The following is a 23,774-nucleotide window of genomic DNA, read 5'->3' as shown; positions in this document are numbered from 1 at the left end:
TGTTGCTAGCTGAGCTTAAATAAGTTCAGCTAGTAGCGTTTTCGCTTCTTCTAGTTTTAAGGTGACTTGTTCTTTACGCTCACGTAAATACTTAATAGTCACAACGCCTTGTTCTAATTCATCTTCGCCGATAATAACAGCTACGAGAGCATCGCTTTTATCTGCGCGTTTTAATTGTTTTTTAAAGTTGCCGCCGCCTGCGTGAACCATTACACGTAAACCTGCAACATCTTTACGTAATTGAGCGGCAATAATTGGCGCTTGAATACTGGCTTTATCGCCCATGGCTGCCAAATATACATCAGCACTACGGCGGATGTCACCTACACATTCGAGTGCTTGAAGTAATAACACTAAACGTTCAAGGCCCATTGCAAAACCAACCGCAGGTGTTGCTTTACCGCCTAGTTGTTCAACTAGACCATCGTATCGACCACCGGCACAAACGGTTCCTTGGGCGCCAAGGCTATCGGTTACCCACTCAAAAACGGTACGGTTGTAATAGTCAAGACCACGTACAAGCTTTTCATTTACCGTGTATTCGACGCCCGCAGCGTCTAAACGTTCACATAAATTTTCAAAATGTTCTTTTGATTCAGCATCTAAGTGTTCAGATAATTTTGGTGCATCAGTTAAAATGGCTTGTACATCAGGGTTTTTGCTATCTAAAACACGTAAAGGGTTTGAATGCATACGACGCTTAGAGTCCTCGTCGAGTACATCAACATGTTGCTCTAAGTAAGCAACAAGCGCATCTCGGTAATCAGCACGGGCTTCATTTGAGCCCAGAGAGTTAAGTTCAAGACGAACGTGTTCGCTGATACCAAACTCTTTCCATAATTGGGCTGTCAGCAAAATTACTTCTGCATCAATATCAGCAGTGGCAATGCCGAATGTTTCTAAGCCAAATTGGTGGAATTGACGATAACGGCCTTTTTGCGGGCGCTCGTGACGGAACATTGGACCCATATACCATAAACGTTGTTCTTGGTTATACAGTAAACCGTTTTGATTACCAGCACGAACACATACCGCAGTACCTTCAGGGCGAAGCGTTAAGTTATCGCCATTTCGGTCTGCAAAGGTGTACATTTCTTTTTCTACAATATCAGTTACTTCACCGATAGAGCGTTTGAAAAGGTCGGTAGATTCAACAATTGGAAAACGAATTTCTTGATAACCAAACGATGAAACTGTTTCACGTAAAATGTCTTCTACTTTCTGCCAAATTTGCGTATCGCCTGGCAGACAATCGTTCATACCACGAACTGCCTGAATTTGTTTTGCCACTGATAAATCCTAAATACTGTACTTGCGTTGAAAAAACACGCATCAAGAAAAACTAAAAATTGACCCGCTATTATAACGTCTAAGCGGTAAAGGTAAACGGCAAACCCAAGGGTTTACCGACTATAATTCGAATTATTCAACGATTTTGATGTCGATTGGCGTTTCTTTCTCTTTCTTAGCGATAAAGTCACGTACATAGCCTTCGAGTTGTTCGACTATATTATCGTTATCAATACGTGCTTTTTGACGTTCACCGTTGATATATAAGCCAGAGCGGCGATTTGCACCAGCAAGGCCGATATCGCTGACAAGAGCTTCGCCAGGGCCATTTACTACACACCCAATAACAGACACTGACATAGGTTCAACCACGTCTTCTAGGCGCTCTTCTAATTGGTTCATGGTGCTAACTACATCGAACTCTTGGCGTGAGCAACTGGGACATGCAATAAAGTTAATACCGCGTGAGCGAATGCGTAATGATTTTAAAATATCAAAGCCAACTTTAATCTCTTGTACTGGGTCAGCAGCAAGTGACACACGTAACGTATCACCAATGCCTTCGGCAAGTAGCATACCTAAGCCAACAGCTGATTTGACAGAACCTGAGCGCATACCACCTGCTTCGGTAATACCTAAATGCAGTGGCTGGTCGATTTCTTTCGCAAGTAATCGATATGCACCTACTGCTAAAAATACATCTGACGCTTTAACAGATACTTTAAATTGATCAAAGTCTAAACGTTGTAAGATCTCAACGTGGCGCATAGCTGATTCAAGGAGTGCCTCAGGTGTTGGCTCACCATATTTTTCCTGTAAATCTCGCTCTAATGAACCACCATTAACACCAATACGAATAGGAATGTTGTGCTCTCTTGCTGAGTCTACAACGGCACGAATACGTTCTTCGCTACCAATATTACCCGGGTTAATGCGTAAGCAATCAGCCCCGTATTGAGCTACTTTTAACGCAATACGGTAGTCAAAGTGAATATCAGTTACCAGCGGAATAGTGACTTGTTCTTTAATGCTTTTAAATGCTTCAGCTGCTTCCATAGTCGGCACTGAAACACGCACAATGTCAGCACCAGCATCTTGAATAGCTTGAATTTGTGCAACTGTAGCATCTATGTCTAAAGTATTAGTGTTCGTCATCGATTGAACGGCAATGGGGGCACCATCACCAATTGGCACATTACCTACGTTAATACGGGTCGATTTTCTTCGTTTAATAGGAGATTCTGAAAACATTGCGGTTACTCTGTTAACGGTAAAGTAAATTTAGCTAAGCGATTTTTGGCAAAATGTGAGGTATCGATGGTTTCGCCTTGAAACGTAATATCAACCACTTGATGTTTGCCTAATACAACATTAAATGGTTGGGGGCCGGTTACTTTCATGATGTAACCTGCTTTTTTAACGCCAAAAGCGATGCGATCGCCGTTGCCATCATGAATTTCTACCCAGCTATCTTCATTGAAGTGCATCACGACTTCACTGTGCTCAGGATCAGCCTTTTCAGTTTGTGGCTGAGCAGCAACTTGGCTTTGTGTTTCGTTGCTGGTTGTAGGCACATCTGCTTCAGGCTGAATGATTGTTTCTTCAGCAGGCGCTGCTACAGCTAAGTCAGGTGAAATATCACTGCTTTCAAGCTGGTTTGGCATCACCGTCGTTACCGGCTCCTCGATATTCTGGTTGCTATTTTGCCACCACCAAAACACAGATGAGCCAATGATCACCGCTAAGATAAAGTAGCTAAACAGCATTAAGCGGCTGTCATTAGCTTCTTTTTCAGTACGGCGAGAAAAGCTCTGCATTTTAGATTTCTTTGCAGGTTCAACGTGCTCTGGTAATAATTCGAGCATCGCTTGGCTATCGATTTTAAGCTCACGACAATAACTTTTGATATAGCCTTTTACAAAAGTTGCAGGGCCTAGTAGTTCATGCTCGTCATTCTCTAATCGTTGTAACTGTAAAACTGATAACTTTAATGCTCCAGCAAGTTGCTCAAGGCTCATGCCTGTCTCTTCGCGGCGCTTTTTTAGTGCTTGGCCGAGCGTTTCTTGCGGTTGTTCTAAATTGTTTTCTTCATTCATAATGCGTATGAGTCTGGATCTACCAATAAGAGTCTATGCCCAGGTTTTAGAGCTACATCTGGGCTCAATTTGTTCCAGCGCATTAACTGATCGATTAATACGCTATGCTGTGTGGCTATGCTATAAAGTGTGTCGCCATCACTGATATTGTGATAAATATTCGGATTGTTTAGAAAAATGCGAGTACCGTTTTGGACTCGGTCTGATTCTTTTAAGCCATTCCACTGCAAAATCTTCTGTAGTTTAACATTGTATCGCACCGAAATACTAAACAGGTTTTCACCATTTTCAATAATATGATACGGGATATTCAGCGCCGGTACATTTGCGTTTAGCATTGGTAAATTAAGCGGCTGATCCGTCACGCTAAAGTCAGTGTTATCTGCTGAAGAACTGCTATATTGACTGCCACTAAATACGTTTGCGTCTTTTTCTGCCTCATAAAACACCACAGTACCAGCATTTTTATTAGTGCTTGGTGTGCTTGCTGGCGTTTGTTGAACGTTAGGCGTTTGCGGCGCACCAAATGACACGATGGTCACTTCATCACTACTTTGCGCTGTTGTTTGTTTTTGTTGCTTTGCATTAACAGGGGATTGTTTAACTTTACGAGAGGTAACTGTTTGGAAGCCTTCGTCAGTTTGTTCAGTGAGCGTCTTTGGCGTTGTATTGAGCGGTTGTGTTGAGGCTAATGCTTTGGTTGATGGCTTTTCTTCGCTGTCTGAGTTTACCTCAGCTGCTACCTGTTCATTGCTTCTGGCTACGAGTTGTGACTCTTGCTCAGCAGCAGCCACTGACGCCTCAGCAACAAGGGTTTGATTATCAGGAGCTTTTCTTTTCACTATGCGAATTTTTGGCTGATCTTTACTGACGATGCTGCTGTCGCTAGAAATTTTAAGCTCTTCTAACAGCGTTTGACGATATTTTTCACGTAGTATTTCAAATTCAGAACGTTTAGTTTGCCCAGAAGAAATGGCCTTTGCTTCTACTGAACCTGGGTAGGTTTGTAAAATGATTGCTGCGGTTGTTTCGGCTTTTTCAATATGGCCCATACGTTGCTGAATAAGGTAGCTGAGCATGAGTGCACGAGGGGTAACTCGACCAGTTGATTCGTATTTTTCAATCACCTCTTCAGCTTTATGAAGGTCGCTTTTAGCGTAATATAAACCGGCTAGGCTAATCATTGAAGAAGGGCGCTGCGAGCTGTGGTTTAGCGCTGATTTTAGGTATTTTTCTGCATTTTCAAAGTCATCAAATTCAATCGCACATAAGGCTAAGTTTTCGTAACTTTCAGCTACACGGATATAGCTAGGAACTGCGATCGCCTTAAGAAGTTCTTCTGCTGCACGGTCGTATTTGCCAATGCCACATAAAAAGACACCATAGTTATTTAAGGTGTTTGGATCATTTGGGGCGATTTTTAAGGCGCGTTGATAGGCTTTATCTGCTAGATCTGGCTCATCAACTTGTTGATAGTAATAGGCTAAAGAGTAGTGAACTTCAGGAAGGTCAGGTGCAAAGTCTGCGGCACGTTCTAGATTATATTTTGCTTGCGAGTTGTTGCCCGTTTTTAAGTACTGTAACGCAAGAGCGATACGAGTACGAGCAGCACCGGTATTATTAATCTTTTTTTCTACAACGGGTCTGTCGCTTCCGTCGTAGCTGTTTTCTGTAACACACCCTGTTAATGCGAATGCACTAACAGTAATGGCAAGTATAGAACGCATTACCTAATCTCTTCTTTGATTCCGTATGCCTATCTTACCGAAAAGCCTTTGTGTTGCATCTATTATTTTAAAATAACGTGTTTATCACAAAGGCTTATCTTTAAATATTCTGTTTATGCTTGATGAATATTTACCGCAATTGCGTTATCTTCGCGCATTTTCTTTTTCGCTAAACGCTTAGTACGGTCGACAACATCACCCACTAATTGACCACAAGCAGCATCAATATCATCACCTCGCGTACGACGAACAATACAGGTAATACCCGCTGCTTGTAATACTTTAGAGAAGCGGTCGATACGGCTATTGCTAGAACGGCCATATTCGTTACCCGGGAATGGGTTAAACGGGATCAGGTTTACTTTTGAAGGTGTCCCTTTCAAAGTTTTAACCAATTCATGAGCTTGATCTGTGCTGTCGTTAACACCTTGCAACATAACGTATTCGATAGTCACATCTTTGTTTGCTTTAGAGCCATCAATATAACGACGACACGCCGCTAAAAACTCTTCGATTGGGTACTTTTTATTAATAGGTACAAGTACGTCACGCAGCTCATTGTTTGGCGCATGTAATGAAATAGCGAGTGCTACGTCGATTTTCTCTTTTAATAAATCAAGAGCAGGTACCACACCTGATGTACTCAATGTCACGCGACGCTTTGATAAGCCAAAACCCCAATCATCCATCATTAGTTCCATCGCTGGCACTACATTTTTAAGATTAAGCAGAGGCTCACCCATACCCATCATTACCACGTTAGTAACTGGGCGTTTAGTGCTGTCGCCGTTTAAACCAATGTCTTTTGCAACACGCCAAACCTGACCGATGATCTCAGACACAGATAAGTTACGGTTAAAGCCTTGTTGTGCTGTTGAGCAGAAGGTACATTCAAGTGCACAACCTACTTGAGAAGATACACATAAAGTTGCACGGTCTTTTTCTGGGATCCAAACAGCTTCTACTTCTTGGCCACCTTGCAGCATGAGGGCGTATTTGATAGTGCCATCGCTTGCTTCTTGTCTAACTGAGATCTCAGGAGCAACAATTTCACATTCCGCTTTTAGCTTTTCTTTAAGCTTTTTGTTGACGTTCGTCATGTCGTCAAAATTGTCTACACCAAAATGATAAATCCATTTCATCACCTGATCACCACGGAATGGCTTTTCACCGAATGATACAAAAAGCTCTCGCATTGCATCTCGGTTTAAATCTAATAAATTAATCTTTTTTTCAGTGGTCATGAAACAACCTCAATCAGTGACGGTGGTAAAGTAGTTTGGGTGCGCGATTGTATATTATTTAATCGACTTAGTCATTAGCTAAACAGATTTACAATAGGCTTAGCTAATGACTAAAAAAGGGCTCGAAAGCCCTTTTTCTTCTGCATTACAGACTTAGCTGTGAACTCGAAATTAACGAGTACGTGGGCAGATTTCTTCGTCAGCGAAGAAGTATGCGATTTCACGTGCAGCTGATTCAACAGCGTCAGAACCGTGAACAGCATTTTCGTCGATGCTGTCTGCGTAGTCAGCACGTAAAGTACCAGCTAGTGCTTCAGCAGGGTTAGTAGCACCCATGATTTCACGGTTTTTAAGTACTGCGTTCTCACCTTCAAGAACAGTAACCATTACTGGACCAGATGTCATGAACTCAACTAAAGCACCGAAGAAAGGACGCTCGCTGTGCTCAGCGTAGAAACCTTCAGCTTTTTCTTTTGAAAGGTGAACCATTTTAGCTGCAACGATTTTAAGACCAGCCGTTTCGAAACGGTTGTAGATAGCACCGATGTGGTTTTTTGCAACTGCATCAGGTTTTACGATTGAAAAAGTACGCTCTAAAGCCATCTTTATGCTCCAATAATTTTAAATTTAAAGGTTAAATATTAACGGGCGCGAATTATACGCGCTTTACATGAAAATTCCTAATTTTATTAAATAGTCATTTGATGGCATTTTCATGAATGATCAAATTACCTCTATACAAAGTCAAACAGTGACTCAATAATTGAGCAAAAACCTACTGATATTTCAGCAATTGTGCATATTTGGCATTTGATACTCTAACCTTTTCTCGCATCTCGCAAGCTAAGTTGGCGATGGCTTTTGATTTTTTGCAATCTTTTATCAGAGCAATAGTCATGTTTAAGATATGTATGCTAAATGTCTGCGCTGAATCGCAAGGCCCTATTAATATCTTCAAAGTTTTGACTAAGTAATGAAATGCTTTTTAAGTAATTTAAAAGCCTTATTATTTTAAGTTGAACTTAATTTTATTGTTACAAACAAGTGGTTAACAAATGATGCCAAGTTGTTAATTCTGGGTTCAGTTAAGTTAATTTCACTTGATATTGCAATATCATGTAAAGTTTTAATTTTCCTTATAAATTAGTCTCTTACTATATTTTTCTCGTTCGCTAATAGCTAGCCTCAAAAGAAAAGTTCACATAATGCTGTAATCTAAATGTTAATTTTTAGTGTACAAAACGCTACATGGTTTTACGTGAATTCCAACTTTTATTCAGTCATAAATTAGAAATGGATTGCTACTTTGTCATTTGCAAAGTCCGATTCTGAGATAACAATTCGAATAACTGAAGGAGATAACAATGAAATTACGCAGCGCGTTTACCAAGCTGTCATGTGCTTCAGCCTTTGCTTTAGGCACGATGATGACACTTTCGCCAGCAGCGAATGCAATGAAATTAAAACAACAAAATTTGCAAGAAATGACAGCTGAGTCACAAAGTATTATTGCTGGTCAGGTGGTAAGTGTAACAGATGGTTTTGATAACAATCGTCCATATACTGAAGTAACTATTAAGGTGTCTTCAGATGCCAAAGGCAAGTTAAAAGGCGACTCTACTTACACATTTCGCCAGTTTGGTTTGATTAAGCCTCGCTCAATGGGCAATGGCAAAGTGTATTTAGGTGCAACACCAGAAGGCTTTTCTAAATGGCGTGAAGGTGAACAAGTGATTGCTTTTATGTATAAGCCAGCCTCAATCACAGGTTTTCAAACTACAGTAGGTCTCGCTCAAGGTAAGTTTGTGGTGCGAAATGGAAAGGTAGAAAATCGTTTTGCTAATCATGGTGTTTTTGAAGGGGTGGACACCAGTAAGTTGTCAACTGAACAACAAAACCTTTTAACCACACCTGGTGCGGTTGATGTAGGTGTTTTCATGGATTTAGTGGGTAAATTTTCTGGAGTACAACAATAATGAAATTTTCTAAAATCTCAGCAACTTTAGTCCTTGCAACTGTTTCAACGGGTGTTTTAGCAGGTGGTCCACTTTATATTCATGAACCGACAATGCAGCCATACAAATGGGACACCTCAAAAGGCAGTATTCCAGTATGGACTGATGGCGGTCAACTTATCAAAGATAAAGATGGTAACGATGTTGAAACCTTCACGGTACTTGAAAAAGGCACTGTATTTAACATTGATGTTACTTTACCTGATGGCACAATAATCCCTGCTAATACAGAGCTTGAACGTGATTATACATTTTTAACAATTGAACAAGCTAATGCGGTAACAGCAAATGCTGTGAAAGAGTGGTCGGATGTAGAGACATCGACTTTTGAGATGTCTGTGCAAGGTACTATTTTAGAGAAAACAGGCATTGCGGATGTAACCGCTGAAAATGTAGACCAAATTTATGGTGTTGAGAACGGTTATGGGTTTTGGGTCAATTACGACACTGATGGCGGCATTTTAGAAAACTATTTTGGTGTGTCCCGCGACTCAGTATTGGGTATTGCATTCCCTGAGTGGGCAGATGAGGAAACTGGTGAGATTATTGAAGCGACAGCTTTAATGAACGGTTGGTATGTAGATATTAATGATACTGATGGCACGCAAGTTGGTGGGGTATTCACCCATGAGTTTGGTCATGCGATCAATATGTCTCACTCGCAGGCAAACGGTCACTTAGTTTATATGTCGGCAAGCTATAGCCCACAATACGATGGTGTACCTGGTTGTACTGGAGTTACTGAATTTACCAGCTCAAGTATGCTTGATTTTTCTGCTATTGAAACAATGTTCCCATTTATTAATGTTCGTTCAAGCGCAGGCTCTAATCAGCACACAATTAATGTAAAAGACGATATTGTTAATATTTCTGACCTTTATCCTACAGAGGAATACAAATCAAAGTTTGGTAGTATTCGAGGAAAGCTTTTTACAAAAGAAGGCGTTGAGTATTCAGGTATTAACTTGATAGCTCGAAACCTTGATAACCCTTATGAAGATGTGATCACTCAACAGTCTGGTAATATGACTCAAGGTCGAATTGGCCCAGATGGCTCATTCACTATTAATGGCTTAACGCCAGGTGCGCGTTATGCACTTTACACTCAAGAGATTAATGCTGGGGGTTACCCAACTCAGCAAACAAATATTCTGTCAGAAGCAGAGTATTGGAATGAAGATGAAAGTGCTAATCCAAGTATCGACAATGCGTGTGCCTTAACTGAAATTGTTGTTTCTGCAGGTGAAACTAAACAAGTTGAGATGTTCTTTAACGGTTATCAAGATGGTATTCAGTATACGCCATTGGTTTCAGCGTTTGTGGTGGATCACGCTAAAAATGGTAAAAAGGCACTAGGAACTACATCATCAGGTATTCCATTTTTATATGACAGTGCGACTAAATCGTTTGATACTCTAGTAAGCCCTGATGGTTACGCCTTATTAAGCTCTACAAACACTGCTATGAATAAAACTGCCACTAAAGCAGCTATTACAGCACACTTTAATGATAACGGTATTATGCAAGGTGGTGTATGGGATATTAACTCTGGCCATGTATCAATGCTTGAAGATTTAACTGGTAATAGCTGCACATTATCGAGTCAACAAGGTGATAGCTCGCATAGCATCTGGGATATGGATGATGCAGGTAAACTTGTCGTTGGTAATACACGTTTCCCATATGATGGTACGAACCGCTGTGCAGAAGGTGAAGGCGCTAGATCTGTAGGAATTCCAACCGTATGGGATGTTAAAACAGGCAAAGCGAACTTATTACCAGGTACTAAAATGGTTGATCGCTCCTATAATTCTGGTAAAGAAATCGCTTTAGTGGATGGTGATACAGAGATCCGTCGCACAGCATGGGCCCGTGCTGATCGTATTTCGGGTAATGGGGAAACAATTACAGGCTCAACAAATGGTTTTACTCAAATTGCTTGGGTTAATGGTGAGTTTGTAGATACCTATACTGAGTTTGGTGCAATCGACAATTCAGTTATCTCTGAAAATGGTCGTTATGTTGCCTTTGGTGCTATCGAAAACCGTCGCTCTGCTGGCGTTAAACTATGGGATACCGTATCTAATACAACGCAGAAAATTGGTAGTTTACGTTGGTGTGACAACATTCCTGCGGTAAGTTTTTGGACAAACTATTGTGACTTAGGCTACAGCCATGAAGAATTAGTTGAATTAGGCTTTGGCTTACCTTCAATCATTGTACTTGATGCAAACGACGACTTGTCAGTAATTACTGGCCGCGCTGGTAGTGGATTAGCGGGCGGTTTTGTTGGCGCTATTTACCTTGAAGGTATCGGTTGGATGTCAACAGAGGAATTCTTTGGGAAACAAGGTGTAAGCGAGGCAAAAGGTATCTTAACTGATAACATGTTTGGCTTAAGTGCGAACGGCTCTGAGATTATGGCCGGTGTAGCAGGACTAACATTGTCAATAGAAGTTGATGCTAATAAAGCCTTCGTATGTGATAACGGGCGCGACCGTGAGCTTAGCTTCCCTAAGCAAGTAGTTGAAGCTGTTAAACTTGGTGCTGAGTTTGGTCGCTGCGCGCATTTAGATGACTAATACTTTGTCGTGTTAATAATTAAAGGCCCACTTAGTAACTTAGTACGTGGGTCTTTAATTTAACTATATTAAAGAGTCTTCATGTTAAAAAAAATAATATTTAATGCAGTCGCTTTGTTGCTTTTAAGCTTTATTTCTTATCAAACTAGTTCACAAATAAATCAAGTTTCAAACTCACTAAACAAAAGTTTAAGCGCGCCAGAAGAGTTATTGACCACATGGGAGCTAGATGAAGCAGCTTCAATTGAATATGCAAAAAAGTCAGCTAATTGGAATGAACATATCGCTGATTTAATGCCGAAGCTAATCGCAACAAATAAACAAATAAAATACCGCTTTAATCAGGATGAAATGGTAACTATTCATGCTAAAAAAGAGCACGAGATTGCAATTAGCTTGATTAAGCAAACTCCCAAGTCATTACAGTTCAAATTTGAACTCGATGATAAGCCAAAGCACTTGCAAGTTATAAAAGCTGCAGGTGGACGAATCAATATACAAGCAGACGGATTGCTTGGTTATCAGTTCTTGTTGTGGAAAAAAGGTCGAGAGCGCCTAACCGGTGTGTAAAAACTTTTTGTTAAGAATTTTGCAGTTAACAATTGCAAATCCAAATCAATTACCCTGGATAGTTAATTGAGTTTGATCTTAAAAGGTGGCCATAGGATTGGTCACCTTTTTTCTTTTTATAGGCTCATAGTTAGTTTGCTGAGTTTTCATCAATCATGATCTAGATCAATAAAATTACTGGGCAGATTATTATACTGCCGCGCTTCATTCTTGTATTAATTCATGCAACCGACTTGTACTCGGTTCGATGTGTGGAGCTTTCATGTCGTCACCTATTTTGACCCCTCGTCCTTTTACGCCTGAGTTGTTATCACCTGCGGGTAGTTTAAAGAATATGCGTTATGCCTTTGCTTATGGTGCAGATGCTGTTTACGCTGGCCAACCTCGTTATAGCCTTCGTGTTCGTAACAATGAGTTTGACCTAGATAACCTGCAGATTGGTATCAACGAAGCGCACGCGCAAAATAAAAAATTGTATGTGGTGTCGAATATTGCTCCTCACAATGCCAAAGTAAAATCGTACTTACGAGATATTGAGCCAGTCATTGCTATGCAGCCTGATGCGCTGATCATGTCTGACCCTGGGCTAATCATGCTAGTTCGTGAAAAGTGGCCAGATATGCCGATTCACTTATCGGTGCAGGCCAATGCGGTTAACTATGCCACGGTGAACTTTTGGGCTCAGCAAGGTATCGAGCGAGTTATTTTATCGCGTGAGTTATCGCTAGAGGAAATCGCTGAAATTCGCGAATTATGCCCAAATACAGAGCTTGAAGTATTTGTTCACGGTGCACTTTGCATGGCGTATTCAGGTCGTTGTTTGCTATCAGGTTATATCAATAAGCGTGATCCAAACCAAGGTACTTGCACTAACGCATGTCGCTGGAATTACGATGTGAAACCAGGCACCGAGAATGAAACTGGCGAAATGGTGCATAAAATCGACCCTAAAGCGGTGATCCCAACTCTCGGTGATGGTGCACCAAGTAACGAAGTGTTCATGCTTGAAGAGCAGGGCCGCCCTGGTGAGTACATGCCTGCTTTTGAAGACGAGCATGGCACTTACATCATGAACTCAAAAGATTTACGTGCAGTTCAATATGTTGATCAGCTTACTAAAATGGGCGTGCATAGTTTAAAAATTGAAGGCCGTACCAAGTCTTTCTATTATGTTGCTCGTACTGCACAAGTGTATCGTAAAGCTATTGATGATGCTGTTGCAGGCCGTCCATTTGATGCCAACTTATTTAAAACCCTAGAAAACTTAGCTCACCGCGGTTATACCGAAGGGTTTTTAAAGCGCCATGCGCATCAAGACTATCAAAATTATGAGTATGGTCATTCTGTATCAGATAAGCAGCAGTTTGTTGGTGAAGTATTAGGGCGCACTAGTAATGGCTTGGTTGAAATTGATGTGAAAAATAAATTTTGTACCGGTCATTCACTTGAGCTTATGACACCTAAAGGCAACATCAACTTCAAGCTAGATTTTATGGAAAATAAAAAAGGTGAAGCCATTAGTGATGCGAAAGGCTCAGGACATATTGTGAAAATTCCTTTGCCAGAAGACCTCGATTTAGAGCATGCTATTTTGATGCGTAACCTAGATGCAGATCAAGACACCCGTAATCCATTCAATAAAGCTTAACTGAAAGATGCGCTAAGTCACTCTTAGCGCTTTTACTTCATCTTTTTTTAGTAATTCTCTGTCGTTACTGGTTATTTTTACTATCCTTTTTTCTAGGGTATTAATAAAACATAATCAAAAACTATAGTGAAATACGTCGTTCATCCATCACATCAAAGAGAGCTTTTACATACAGTACCTTTTATTGCGGTAGGTGTATTGCTGCTCGCCATTGTCTTGCTATTGGAGCAATTAGGTCTTATTGCTGCTATTCCTTTTTATATAGCGATGCATACCTGTGTCGAATTGTTCTCAGTTGTGATCTCGTTTTTAATTTTTGCTATTGGCTGGAATACTTGGCATTTCACTAATAACTACAAACTGTTACTGCTTTCTTGCACCATGCTTTGCGTAGCTATTTTCGACTCATTGCACTTTTTAGCATTTGACAGCATGCATGAAGGCGATGCTGATATGAATCTAGTTATTAGCCTTTGGTTAGTTGCACGGCTCTTTAATGGAGCTGCATTTTTAATTATTGCAGCAGGTATTTGGGTCAAATATAAGCCGTTAAATGCGCGTGCTTTACTTACCTCTTTGCTGCTATTTAGTTTATTCATTGCGAGCTCACTTTTTTATTTTCCAGAGCTACTGCCAGAAATATATATTGAAGGAGTGGGTGGTAGCCATATTAAGTTTTTAATTGATTTGCTTGTTTTTGCGCTTTATGGTGCAGCCGCTGTAATGTTTGCAATACAGCTTCGCGAGCCTAGAAAAAACTTAAATATTGCTGGTAAAACAATCGTTTGTTTATTAGCTATTTTAAGTGAGGTCTGTTTTTTGGTTTTAAATGATGCGTCGCACACTACCAACACCTTTAATTTTTTTGGCCATGTTTATAAAGGGCTAACTTATTTTTTATTGTATAAGGTCCTCTTTGTTGAGACTGTAACAAAGCCTTATACAGCTCTAGATAACTTTTCTAAACAGTTAAAAGCAACACTCACGGCACTGCCTGATTCTGTTTTTGAACTTGAAAGAGACGGTACGTTCCGTGAAGTCTTCAGCGATAACTCAGATGGTCATATATTTACTAAAGGTATGGTCGGTCAAAATATTAGCAGTATGTTTGAGCAATCAGATGCAGATGACTTTATGCGTATGCTTATGGAGACTAAAAAGTCCGGTGTGTGTTTGGTAAATACCTTACCGATCACCATAAATGGCAGATGTATTCATTTTGAGTTTTCGATAACTTTGTTCGATCATGAAAGTGATGGGCCAACATATCTGATTAATGCTCGCGATGTATCAGATAAAGTAGGCCGTATGGCAGCACTTGCACAGCAAAGTAAATTCAATCGAGGATTGTTACGGCTTACCGAAATTTCGTTTCAAGACGATCAAGATATTTTATTGAATTTTGCGGTAAATCAATCGCTTGAAATCACTAATTGCGATGGCGCAGCTTTGTTTCTTTGTAACGAACAAAAGCAACATTCCTATCGAGCAGAGCCAGGCACTATCTTTGATGTATGCACTGAGAAATTACAAGCTAAAATAGCGGCAGGTGAAGCTGTTATTGTTAACTATAAACATGCTAAAGAGTATGGCTTACCAAGCGACTCAAGCTCATTATTGGTGGTGCCGGTGATGCGCCATAGTCAATGCCATATGGCGATAATTCTTCAGCACCAAACGAAGGTTTTTAGCGAGCATGATAGGCGAATGCTGACTGTATGGGCCGAGTCTGTATGGCAGTGGTTTCATAAAATTAATCTAAATAAACGCATGCATATATTGTCTCAAGCGGTTGAGCAAAATCCACACCCAATTATGTTTACAGATACAGATGCAAAAATTGAGTACATGAACCGCGCTTACTTAGAGATGTGCCAGTACGACTATGATGAACTAATAGGCCAAAGGCCCGATAAAATAAGTGCAGGGCAAACTGATTCCAGTGTTTACGAAAATATGTGGGAGCATTTAAAAAAACGAAAAGCGTGGGTTGGTGCATTGGTTAATAAGACTAAGCATGGCAAAGTGATTGTTGAGCAAACCACCATTTACCCATTGATGGATAAGCAAGGTTCGGTAACAAACTACATTTCATTTCAGCATGATGTAACGAAAGAAGTCGAAAGTGAAACGCTTATACATCAATTGTCTTATTATGATCAGCTAACAGGGCTTGCAAACCAAAACAAGCTGCAGATTGAATTTGAACAAACAATTAAACTTCAAGAAGATGTAAAAGCAGCTTTTATTTTAGTTGGTTTAGATAATTTTAAAATTCTAAATAAAGCACTAGGAATGGCTAACTGTAACCTTGTGCTGCAGAACTTGAGTGCACGAATTTGTAATTTTATGGGTGAGCATATTATAGTTGCTCGCTTGCAAGGAGACCGCTTTGCATTTATCACACCTTATACTTCAACAGGTGCAATAAATAAGAGCTGTCACCACTTATTAAAGGTGATCAGTGAACCTCTTACGATTAATGATGATTTAATTGTTGTTACAGCTTCTGTTGGTGTTGCCTTGTATCCAATTGATGGGCAAAATTTTGAGCCTCTATTACAGATGGCTGAGTCAGCGATGTTTGAGGTTAAGCGACTAGGTCGTAATAATGCCTTATTTTACGCCGAAGAAATGAATAAATCTGGGCTCAGACAATTACAAATCATTAATGCACTTAATTTCGCTCTTGAAAATAATGAGTTTTATTTGGTATTTCAACCGCAAATTGATATTGCATCTGGCCATGCGGTGGCTGTTGAAGTATTACTACGCTGGCACTCAGCAACACTAGGTAATGTATCTCCTGCTGAGTTTATACCCATTGCTGAAAGCAGTGGCCGCATTAGTGAAATTGATGACTGGGTATTCGAACATACCGTTAAAACAATTCGTCAATGGCGAGATGACAGCATGCCGCGTCTCACTTTTGCAATAAACTTGTCTGCAACTAAGTTTGTTAATAAACACTTACTCGGTGATTTAATATCGGTATTACAAACTTACTCCATTGAGCCTGAATGTATTGAGCTTGAGTTAACTGAAACAATAGCAGTAGGGAACCCCAAATTTGCATTAAACACTATAACAAAATTGCGTGAGGCAGGTTTTAAAATGTCGATTGATGATTTTGGTACGGGCTATTCGTCGATGAATTATTTAAAAGATTTTTCCCTTGATAAGCTAAAAATCGACAAATCGTTTATTGATGATTTAGAAACCCCCAGCGATGCAGACACTGCAATCGTTAAAGCTATGATTGATTTAGCCAGCGCATTAAGTATGGAGTCAATTGCAGAAGGAGTCGAGACAGAGCAACAGCTGAAAATACTTAAACAGCTTGAGTGTTCACAAGTACAAGGTTATTACTTCAGTAAACCGTTGCCATTAGAAATGCTTTACACGTTTTTTGAGAATATTAAAAATTAAGTGTGCGGAAAAGTAGTAAGAATACTTTGTTCCTATTGTAGGTTGTATAATATAAAAATATTAATAAGTTTAGTTTTTTGTGGGTTTTTTTTTTTATTTATATTGATCTAAATAAATTTTTTAAGTAACATTCACGCCATAAAGGATGAGTTGTCAGTGGGAAGACGGCAAGTAACTAGTATTGTTTTATTACAAGGTTACTTAAATTGAAAAAAGTTGAATCCAATCAATTAAAAAAAGGTATGCAAGTTAGGGTCAATAAACATTGGCTTAAAACGCCTTTTTTAACAAGTAAAGTAAAAATAAAATCAGAACAAGATAAATACAAACTCAAGCAATTTGAGGGGGCTTTATATGTTTCTGAAGAAAAATCCATCACTGAGTTAGGTAAAGGTTTATCTATCCTAAAAGTTGCAGTCGAAGACTGTAAACAATCACAAGTATTAGACAATAAGTCAATAACTAAAGCTGTAGCGAATATTGTTTTATTTGTTTTAAACGATGCTAGTCAGCTTGGGGTTATTTATGAAAAAATTAGTGAAGACTCTCAAACGTTTAGAGAATCAGTGAGATTATTAGTATTAATAGCTTTGTTCTCTAAAGAAATTCGATTAAGAAAAGATAAACTCATTCCATTTGCAAAGTCAGCCTTTTTAAAAGACATTGGTATGTCTTTAATTAATTTCGATTATAAACATGAGAAACAGTTATCAGCTAAAGGGCTCAAAAGCATTCATGAGCACGTTGAACTCGGTTGTAAAGCTTTAATCTCTCAAGGTGTAGAGCAGAATGTAATTAAAATTATTAAGTGTCATCATGAAAACTGTGATGGCTCAGGTTACCCTTATGGCTTAATAAAGTCTGAAATCCCACTTGAAGCACGTATAATCCGTATTATTGACACATATGTTGCCTTAACATCTAAGCGTCATTATCGAGAAGAGTTTTCTCGAGTAAACGCAATTGAGACAATTTACCACTCTGCGCAAATTGGAAAGTTTGATCATATTCTAACTGCAAAGTTTATAAACTTCATTCGGCTGTATCCGAAAGGAATTCAAGTTGAACTGCGAGATAAGTCACATGTTTTTATTAATGAAGACTTAAATAATGGCAAAGTGAAAGTCGGTAAAAATATACCTCCGGTTCAGTCAGTTGTTGATAAGGTAAGTATAGCTAAATGCCTTTGGTTTTTATAAGTACTTAATTTCCTCCTCTTTTTAAATTTCATAGAAGTTAATAACCTACATTCTCTATAAAGGTACTTTTAAATTTTAACTGTTCTTTGAGATTAAAATGGTACTCATTTTATGCGAAGTAATTTGCCTGTAAGTAATATAGAAATAACATTTCCAGAATCAAAAAAATTAATATCAGTCACGGATGTTAATGGCAACATTGTTGATTGTAATGATCACTTTGTTGAAATAAGTGGTTTTGATAAAAGTGAATTAATTGGGCAACCTCACAATATTGTTAGGCACCCTGATATGCCCGAGGTTGCATTCAAAAACATGTGGAAATATCTAAAGGATGGCAAGCCATGGATGGGCTTAGTTAAAAATCGATGTAAAGACGGCCGCTTTTATTGGGTAGACGCATATGTAACCCCCATTTGCCATGAAGGGGTAATAACCGGTTATGAATCAGTTCGTTCTTGCCCTAAGCAAGAAGATGTTATGCGTGCACAAAAAATTTATCCAAAACTTAGGCATGCGAATTCTACTTCTAAAAGTAATTTAAATAATTACTATTGTGAAATTACAACTTTTTTTGTTTTTATTCTCGCAATTTTATTAAATTATATTGAGCATAAACATCTTGCTATTACTTTATTTATATTAAGTTTTACTATTAACTTTTTTTGTTCAATAAAATCTAGACGTCGGATAGTCAATGACTTGTTGGAAAAGCTTGGAAGTAGTTTTAAAGATGATTTAGCCGTAAAAACTTACACGAATAAATCAGGAGACTCAGGCAAGTTAGAAGTCGCAATAATAAGTCAATTTGCTCATTTAGGTGCTATTTTGACTAGAATAGAAAATGCGGCCTTGGCTGTATCGGAAGAGTCTCATAGTTGCCTTATACTTACTGAGCAAACATGTAGTGAGTTGCAAAACCAGCAATCAGAAACAATTCAAGTTGCTACGGCCATGAATCAAATGACCACAACGATTGCTGAGGTGGCACGGCATATTTCCGAAACGGCTAATCAGGCTGATACTGCTTCCAAATTATCAACTTCTGGTAAGCGTTTTTCAGAAGTCACAATGACTTCGATTAACCAATTACAAAATACAGTGTCACAAATAGGAGAGTCTATTACAGACGTTTCAATTCAAACTGAGCGTATCTCAAATGCAGCCCAATTAATTGAGCAAATTGCGGATCAAACAAATTTACTTGCACTGAATGCTGCTATAGAAGCAGCAAGAGCAGGTGAACAAGGGCGTGGATTTGCTGTTGTTGCAGATGAAGTTAGAACACTAGCCCAGAGAACACAGTCTTCTACAAAAGAAATCTACGATATTATTCACAACTTAATAATTAAGGCGAGTAGTGCTGAAGAAAAGGCTAAGTTGGGCAATGATGAAGCAAAGCATGGAGTATGCAATGTGAATGATAACGCTAAGATGCTTGATGGCATAGTCGTCGCTGTTGATCAAATCGCTCATATGTCTACCCAGATGTCCGCCGCTGTTGAGCAACAAGTTCATGTTGCTGAAGATATAAACCATCAAATTGTGAATATTTCAGAATTAGCAAATGTTGGAGTTACAAATGCAGATAAAGTTTCCCAGTCGATAGCTAAATTACAAGCAGTATCGAATGAATTACACGAATTGGTCGTTAGGTTTAAAAGGTAACAAATTATGTTTAATCTTGCTTTTGAACTTCAGAAGGAAAAGAACGGTCATCTTAAATCAATATCGATACTTATTATGTTCTTTTTATTGAGCTTTTGGGGATTGGAACAAATAAATATCATTCCACAAAAAGGTGGAATAGTACTTCACCTTACATTAGAGCTATTGCCTATATTTGTGTTTTCATCGATCGTATTACTTGAATTTCAGAGGCTTGACGGGCGCTATATTGAACAGAGTAATATTATTATTTTTGGCTTTAGTGTTATTGTAATAATGGATTACATGAATGCCATTTCATTCTCTGGTATGCCTGCATTTATCTCTGAAAGCTCGAGCCAAAAGTCAATCTTTTTTTCTATACTCGCTCGAACATTTGAGTTAATTACATTTGCTGCTATTGCTGTATCAATTTTGCTGCCAGGTAAAAAACTTCTTTGGTTATGCTCAGGTGGTATCGTATCTTTAGTGTTAATGTCTTGTGGAAATTTATACGAGTCATACCTTCCTTTATTCTTTATAGAAGGCAAGGGAGTAACAAATACAAAAGAAGTAATAGAGTATTTCCTACTCGTGGGGTATGTCATTGTTGCGATGCTGTTCTATGGAAAGTATTCAAATGAGGGTAAACGAAGATATTTTTATTTTACGTTATCCTCTATGTGTATGGCGTTATTTTCATTATTAGTGACTCATTATCAATCCCTATCTGACAGTTACCTTGTAATTGCACATTTGATCAAATTAGTTAGTGCGCTGCTTATCTACAAAAGTATTTTTATTGAAGGAGTTTCTTACCCATATTTTCTAGCTGGGCAGTCAGAAGCATATGCATCAAAGAAGAAACAAGAGTTGAATAACATACTAGATAATATGGGTATAGGAGTACTAAGACTTAGTATCGATTTTAAATTAAGTTACTTTAATAAGAATGCCCTAGATACATATTATTACTTAGATAAAACATCTAGAGATCAGCGTATTCAAGATATTTTTCCACAAGATATTGTAGATAAAGTAATGCCTTATTTGATAAAGGTATGTCAAGGTGAGCAAATTAGATTTTCATTGAATCACTTAGCCTTTGATGGCTCACAGCTATATAGAAATATTATTGCTATACCGGAAAAGAATTCAGCAGGTGAGGTGTTAAGCTTACTTTGTTTGATTGAAGATATTACTGAGGTAAAACTTGCTGAAAAAGAAAATGAGGAACTTAATAGAAGTCGAGCTGAATTAAAAAAAGCACTAGATCAACATGCAATAGTTGCGACCACCGATAGTCAAGGAGTTATTACATGCGTTAATGAAAAGTTTTGTAATATTTCACAATATTCAAAAGCTGAGCTTATTGGGAAAACTCATTCGTTAGTTAACTCAGGAACTCATCCGCCTAGTTTTTTTAAGGGGATGTGGAAAACAATTCGTAGTGGTCAAGTTTGGTCTGGGGAAGTATGCAATCGCGCTAAAGATGGCAGCTTATATTGGGTAAACTCTACAATAGTCCCTTTTATGGGCGATAATAATAAACCACAAAAGTATATTGCTATTCGTGCCGATATTACTGATCGGAAACTTGCAGAGCAAAATGTACATAGGTTAGCTATGTATGATGAACTGACTAATTTACCTAATAGGCGTCACCTGAAAGATAAAGCAAAAAGCTTGAAGCTAAAAGCATCGGAACAATATTATGCTTTACTTTTAATAGACCTAGATAATTTTAAAATGGTCAATGATACATTAGGCCACGGTGTGGGTGATTTATTACTTAAAGAGGTATCTCGACGCTTGGAAGGAATTGTCTTTTCTCCGAACTTAGTCGCCAGATTAGGGGGGGATGAATTTGTCATTTTGTTAGATGAACCAAAATACGCAAGCGACAGTGATTTCCTTTTAATTGATACTTTTGCACAAAATGTACGTAGTGTTATTTCGCAAAGTTTCTTCTTAGATGGATTTGAAGTGAATACCACACCAAGTATCGGTGTGACAATTTTTAAAAATCACGATTTTGATTTATCTGAAGCCCTTAAAGAAGCCGATATTGCAATGTACCACTCTAAGGAAAAAGGTAAAAATACAGTTAGCTTTTATGATCCAAAATTACAAGCGTCGATTTTGGAACTGAACGAAATAACTCAAGGTTTACTTAATGCAATTCCAAGAAATGAATTAAAAGTTTTATATCAGCCAATTCATGACACTGAAGAATCTTTAGTTGGTTATGAAGCATTACTTCGTTGGGATAGCTCGTTACTTGGCAGTATTTCACCAGATATATTCATTCCTGTTGCTGAGGAGTCGAAACAAATCAATCGTATTGGCTTATGGGTACTCGAGCAAGTATGTAAAGATATGAGAGACGGTAAAATACAAGGTAATAGTAGTGTTGCAGTTAATGTGAGTTCATTACAATTTCAGGATCCACAGTTTGTGGAACAAGTATTTGAGGTTATAGGAAGATATTTGATATCACCTTCACGCTTAAAATTAGAATTAACTGAGGGAGTAATTTTAATGGGAACGGAACGACTAATTAAACGGATGAACAAACTTAGAGCGATAGGTATTAAGCTTTCCTTGGATGATTTTGGAACAGGCTACTCGTCATTAAGTTACTTGACTCGATTCCCAATTGATACGTTGAAAATTGATAAGTCCTTCATTGATAAAATGCTGACTAGCATTGAAGATGCATCAGTTGTAAAAGCAATATTGACCTTAGCTGATGGGTTAGGCAAGAATGTTATTGCTGAAGGAGTAGAAACTGAAGAGCAATTTATTTATCTAAAATACTCTGGTTGCCAGTATTTTCAAGGGTACTTGTTTGGTAAACCAATACTCTTGAATTAATTTCTATGAATTTGACCTACGAGTTTGTGAAATCGTCAAATACTCTAAAGCAGGATTATTGAAATTGACTGGCAAGCTCTGCAAGAGAAACTTCAGCAAATCGTTTTAATAATAGCGATTCTGCGTCATCCATCGCGTTTTGTATGGCGCTATTTACTGCATGTTCGATAGGGCAATTGCTGTGCTCATCGGTTAGACCTATAACAAATAGGTTCTTTTCGCCAAGTGCTTGGTGAATATCAAATAAGGTGATCTCAGTTAAGGGAGTTGCAAGTAGCCAGCCGCCATTGTGACCTTTAATAGCTGATACATAACCTGCTTGACGTAGTAATGCCATAGTACGGCGCACGACCACAGGATTGGTCATTAACATGTTTGCTAATGTCTCTGATGTGACAGGTTGGCTGTAACTGTCTAAATGGATCAGCACATGTAAAACCCGCGATAGTCGGCTGTCTTTTCTCATGTTAAATCGTCAAAATGCGTTTTTTGCAGTGTACCACGAACTGCTTAATATTGACCGTTTGAATTACCAAACTAATGCTCACTAAGCCAATCCCAAGCCAGCCAATTTGCTGAAATTGTTCATGTAAGATCACAATAGCAAGTATGGTGGCGATGATAGGCTCAAGCAAAGTAATGAGTACGGCTTGGCTGGCAGTGATGGTTTTTAAGCCAATACTAAATAGCCAATAACCTAAAAACATCGGCACTATGGCCATGTATAGCGCCACGCTGATATTGGTAATTGTGGCAAACAGCGTATCCCCTGTAATTAATAATGATGGCAGGAGTACACAGGCTGCGCCACCAAATAGGCTAGCCATGGTCGCTCTTGAATGAACGCCGTTGCTAATTAAACGCTTGGCAACCCATGAATAACCGGCATAGGTAAGCCCTGCAATTAAGCCAAGTAAAATCCCGATGTTTTGGCTAAACAACCCCTCTGCAGCAGAGTTTGACTCTTTACCTAACGCGATTAAGCCTATGCCTACTGCACCAAAGCAAAAGCTGACTAGCCAGCGAGTTGAAATGGGATTTTTGTCAATTAAGTATTCCAATAAGACGGTAAATAAAGGTGCGCTGGCAATCGAGACAACGGTGCCTATTGCCACACCGGCACTATTCATTGAGGTATAAAATGCCAGCGGATAAATAGCCACACAAGCTGAACCTAATAGGATTAGGCGGTAATGTTGACTCAGTTTATTAGCATCATCTATCAGTTGTTTTATTGCGGTTAGGCAAAGTAGTACGCCGCCAAACCCCATTGCAAAAGCACCAATTGCAAAAGGGCTAATGTCTGGCGCAAAACTTGCGGCAGTGCCTGTTGTGCCCCAAAACACACTGGCAACTAACACGGCAATTGTAGCGATAGCGTGGTTCATCGATGATTCGCTTTGAATTTAAGGTATAAAAAGCATAATAAATATCGGCGCAAAAGTTTTGA

Annotated in this window: 16 protein-coding genes; 8 read left to right on the top strand and 8 right to left on the bottom strand. The window is 38.8% G+C overall.

Features of this window, described 5'->3' with window-relative positions; translation table 11 throughout:
* Positions 1-15: 15 nt before the first annotated feature.
* The 6 genes from hisS to ndk all read right to left on the bottom strand — a co-directional run bounded on the left by hisS (position 16) and on the right by ndk (position 6,960).
* The gene (gene hisS / locus J3455_RS03115) at positions 16-1,290 is read right to left on the bottom strand and encodes a histidine--tRNA ligase (protein ID WP_130052883.1); all 1,275 of its coding nucleotides are present in this window, start codon (positions 1,288-1,290) and stop codon (positions 16-18) included.
* 132 nt (positions 1,291-1,422) lie between these two features.
* Positions 1,423-2,541 (bottom strand): flavodoxin-dependent (E)-4-hydroxy-3-methylbut-2-enyl-diphosphate synthase, encoded by a 1,119-nt coding sequence (gene ispG, locus J3455_RS03110; protein ID WP_167657411.1) that lies wholly within the window; start codon positions 2,539-2,541, stop codon positions 1,423-1,425.
* A gap of 5 nt (positions 2,542-2,546) precedes the next feature.
* The gene (locus J3455_RS03105; RefSeq protein ID WP_348707921.1) at positions 2,547-3,386 is read right to left on the bottom strand and encodes a RodZ domain-containing protein; all 840 of its coding nucleotides are present in this window, start codon (positions 3,384-3,386) and stop codon (positions 2,547-2,549) included.
* Positions 3,383-5,113: a type IV pilus biogenesis/stability protein PilW gene (gene pilW, locus J3455_RS03100; protein WP_349561039.1), complete on the bottom strand. Its 1,731-nt coding sequence runs from the start codon at positions 5,111-5,113 to the stop codon at positions 3,383-3,385. Before pilW ends, J3455_RS03105 begins: the two co-directional genes overlap by 4 nt.
* Positions 5,114-5,226: 113 nt before the next feature.
* Complete coding sequence (gene rlmN, locus J3455_RS03095; RefSeq protein ID WP_130052879.1) at positions 5,227-6,357, bottom strand: dual-specificity RNA methyltransferase RlmN; 1,131 nt, start codon at positions 6,355-6,357, stop codon at positions 5,227-5,229.
* A 171-nt stretch (positions 6,358-6,528) separates the two neighbouring features.
* The gene (ndk, locus tag J3455_RS03090; protein WP_036972405.1) at positions 6,529-6,960 is read right to left on the bottom strand and encodes a nucleoside-diphosphate kinase; all 432 of its coding nucleotides are present in this window, start codon (positions 6,958-6,960) and stop codon (positions 6,529-6,531) included.
* A 761-nt stretch (positions 6,961-7,721) separates the two neighbouring features.
* Here ndk and J3455_RS03085 point away from each other — a divergent pair.
* From J3455_RS03085 to J3455_RS03050, 8 genes are all read left to right on the top strand, one after another.
* Positions 7,722-8,333: a hypothetical protein gene (locus J3455_RS03085; protein ID WP_250662328.1), complete on the top strand. Its 612-nt coding sequence runs from the start codon at positions 7,722-7,724 to the stop codon at positions 8,331-8,333.
* Positions 8,333-10,954 carry a zinc metalloprotease gene (locus J3455_RS03080; protein WP_349561038.1) on the top strand — a complete coding sequence of 874 codons (2,622 nt, stop codon included), beginning with the start codon at positions 8,333-8,335 and terminating at the stop codon, positions 10,952-10,954. The genes J3455_RS03085 and J3455_RS03080 overlap by 1 nt, the downstream gene beginning before the upstream one ends.
* Before the next feature lie 81 nt (positions 10,955-11,035).
* Positions 11,036-11,524: a hypothetical protein gene (locus J3455_RS03075; protein WP_349561037.1), complete on the top strand. Its 489-nt coding sequence runs from the start codon at positions 11,036-11,038 to the stop codon at positions 11,522-11,524.
* A gap of 262 nt (positions 11,525-11,786) precedes the next feature.
* Positions 11,787-13,172, top strand: coding sequence for a prephenate-dependent tRNA uridine(34) hydroxylase TrhP (trhP, locus tag J3455_RS03070; RefSeq protein WP_130052876.1), 1,386 nt, complete (start codon positions 11,787-11,789; stop codon positions 13,170-13,172).
* A gap of 126 nt (positions 13,173-13,298) precedes the next feature.
* Positions 13,299-16,601, top strand: a complete 3,303-nt coding sequence (locus tag J3455_RS03065) for a bifunctional diguanylate cyclase/phosphodiesterase (RefSeq protein ID WP_349561035.1) — start codon at positions 13,299-13,301, stop codon at positions 16,599-16,601.
* A gap of 206 nt (positions 16,602-16,807) precedes the next feature.
* Positions 16,808-17,800: a cyclic di-GMP phosphodiesterase gene (locus J3455_RS03060; protein ID WP_130052874.1), complete on the top strand. Its 993-nt coding sequence runs from the start codon at positions 16,808-16,810 to the stop codon at positions 17,798-17,800.
* Between the two features lie 111 nt (positions 17,801-17,911).
* Positions 17,912-19,468 (top strand): methyl-accepting chemotaxis protein, encoded by a 1,557-nt coding sequence (locus J3455_RS03055; RefSeq protein ID WP_349561033.1) that lies wholly within the window; start codon positions 17,912-17,914, stop codon positions 19,466-19,468.
* 6 nt (positions 19,469-19,474) lie between these two features.
* Entirely contained in the window at positions 19,475-22,324 is a 2,850-nt protein-coding gene (locus J3455_RS03050; protein ID WP_349561031.1) for an EAL domain-containing protein, read from the top strand.
* A gap of 55 nt (positions 22,325-22,379) precedes the next feature.
* On the opposite strand, the gene J3455_RS03045 is transcribed toward J3455_RS03050, so the two are convergent.
* Positions 22,380-22,790 carry an Rrf2 family transcriptional regulator gene (locus J3455_RS03045; RefSeq protein WP_130052871.1) on the bottom strand — a complete coding sequence of 137 codons (411 nt, stop codon included), beginning with the start codon at positions 22,788-22,790 and terminating at the stop codon, positions 22,380-22,382.
* A 1-nt stretch (position 22,791) separates the two neighbouring features.
* Positions 22,792-23,712: a DMT family transporter gene (locus J3455_RS03040; protein WP_349561029.1), complete on the bottom strand. Its 921-nt coding sequence runs from the start codon at positions 23,710-23,712 to the stop codon at positions 22,792-22,794.
* Positions 23,713-23,774 lie beyond the last annotated feature (62 nt).

It is taken from the genome of Pseudoalteromonas sp. NFXS39 (genome assembly GCF_040148775.1).
Lineage (GTDB): Bacteria > Pseudomonadota > Gammaproteobacteria > Enterobacterales > Alteromonadaceae > Pseudoalteromonas > Pseudoalteromonas apostichopi.
Note: the sequence above shows the minus strand (reverse complement) of the source record. Positions and strands in the feature narration are given on the sequence as shown.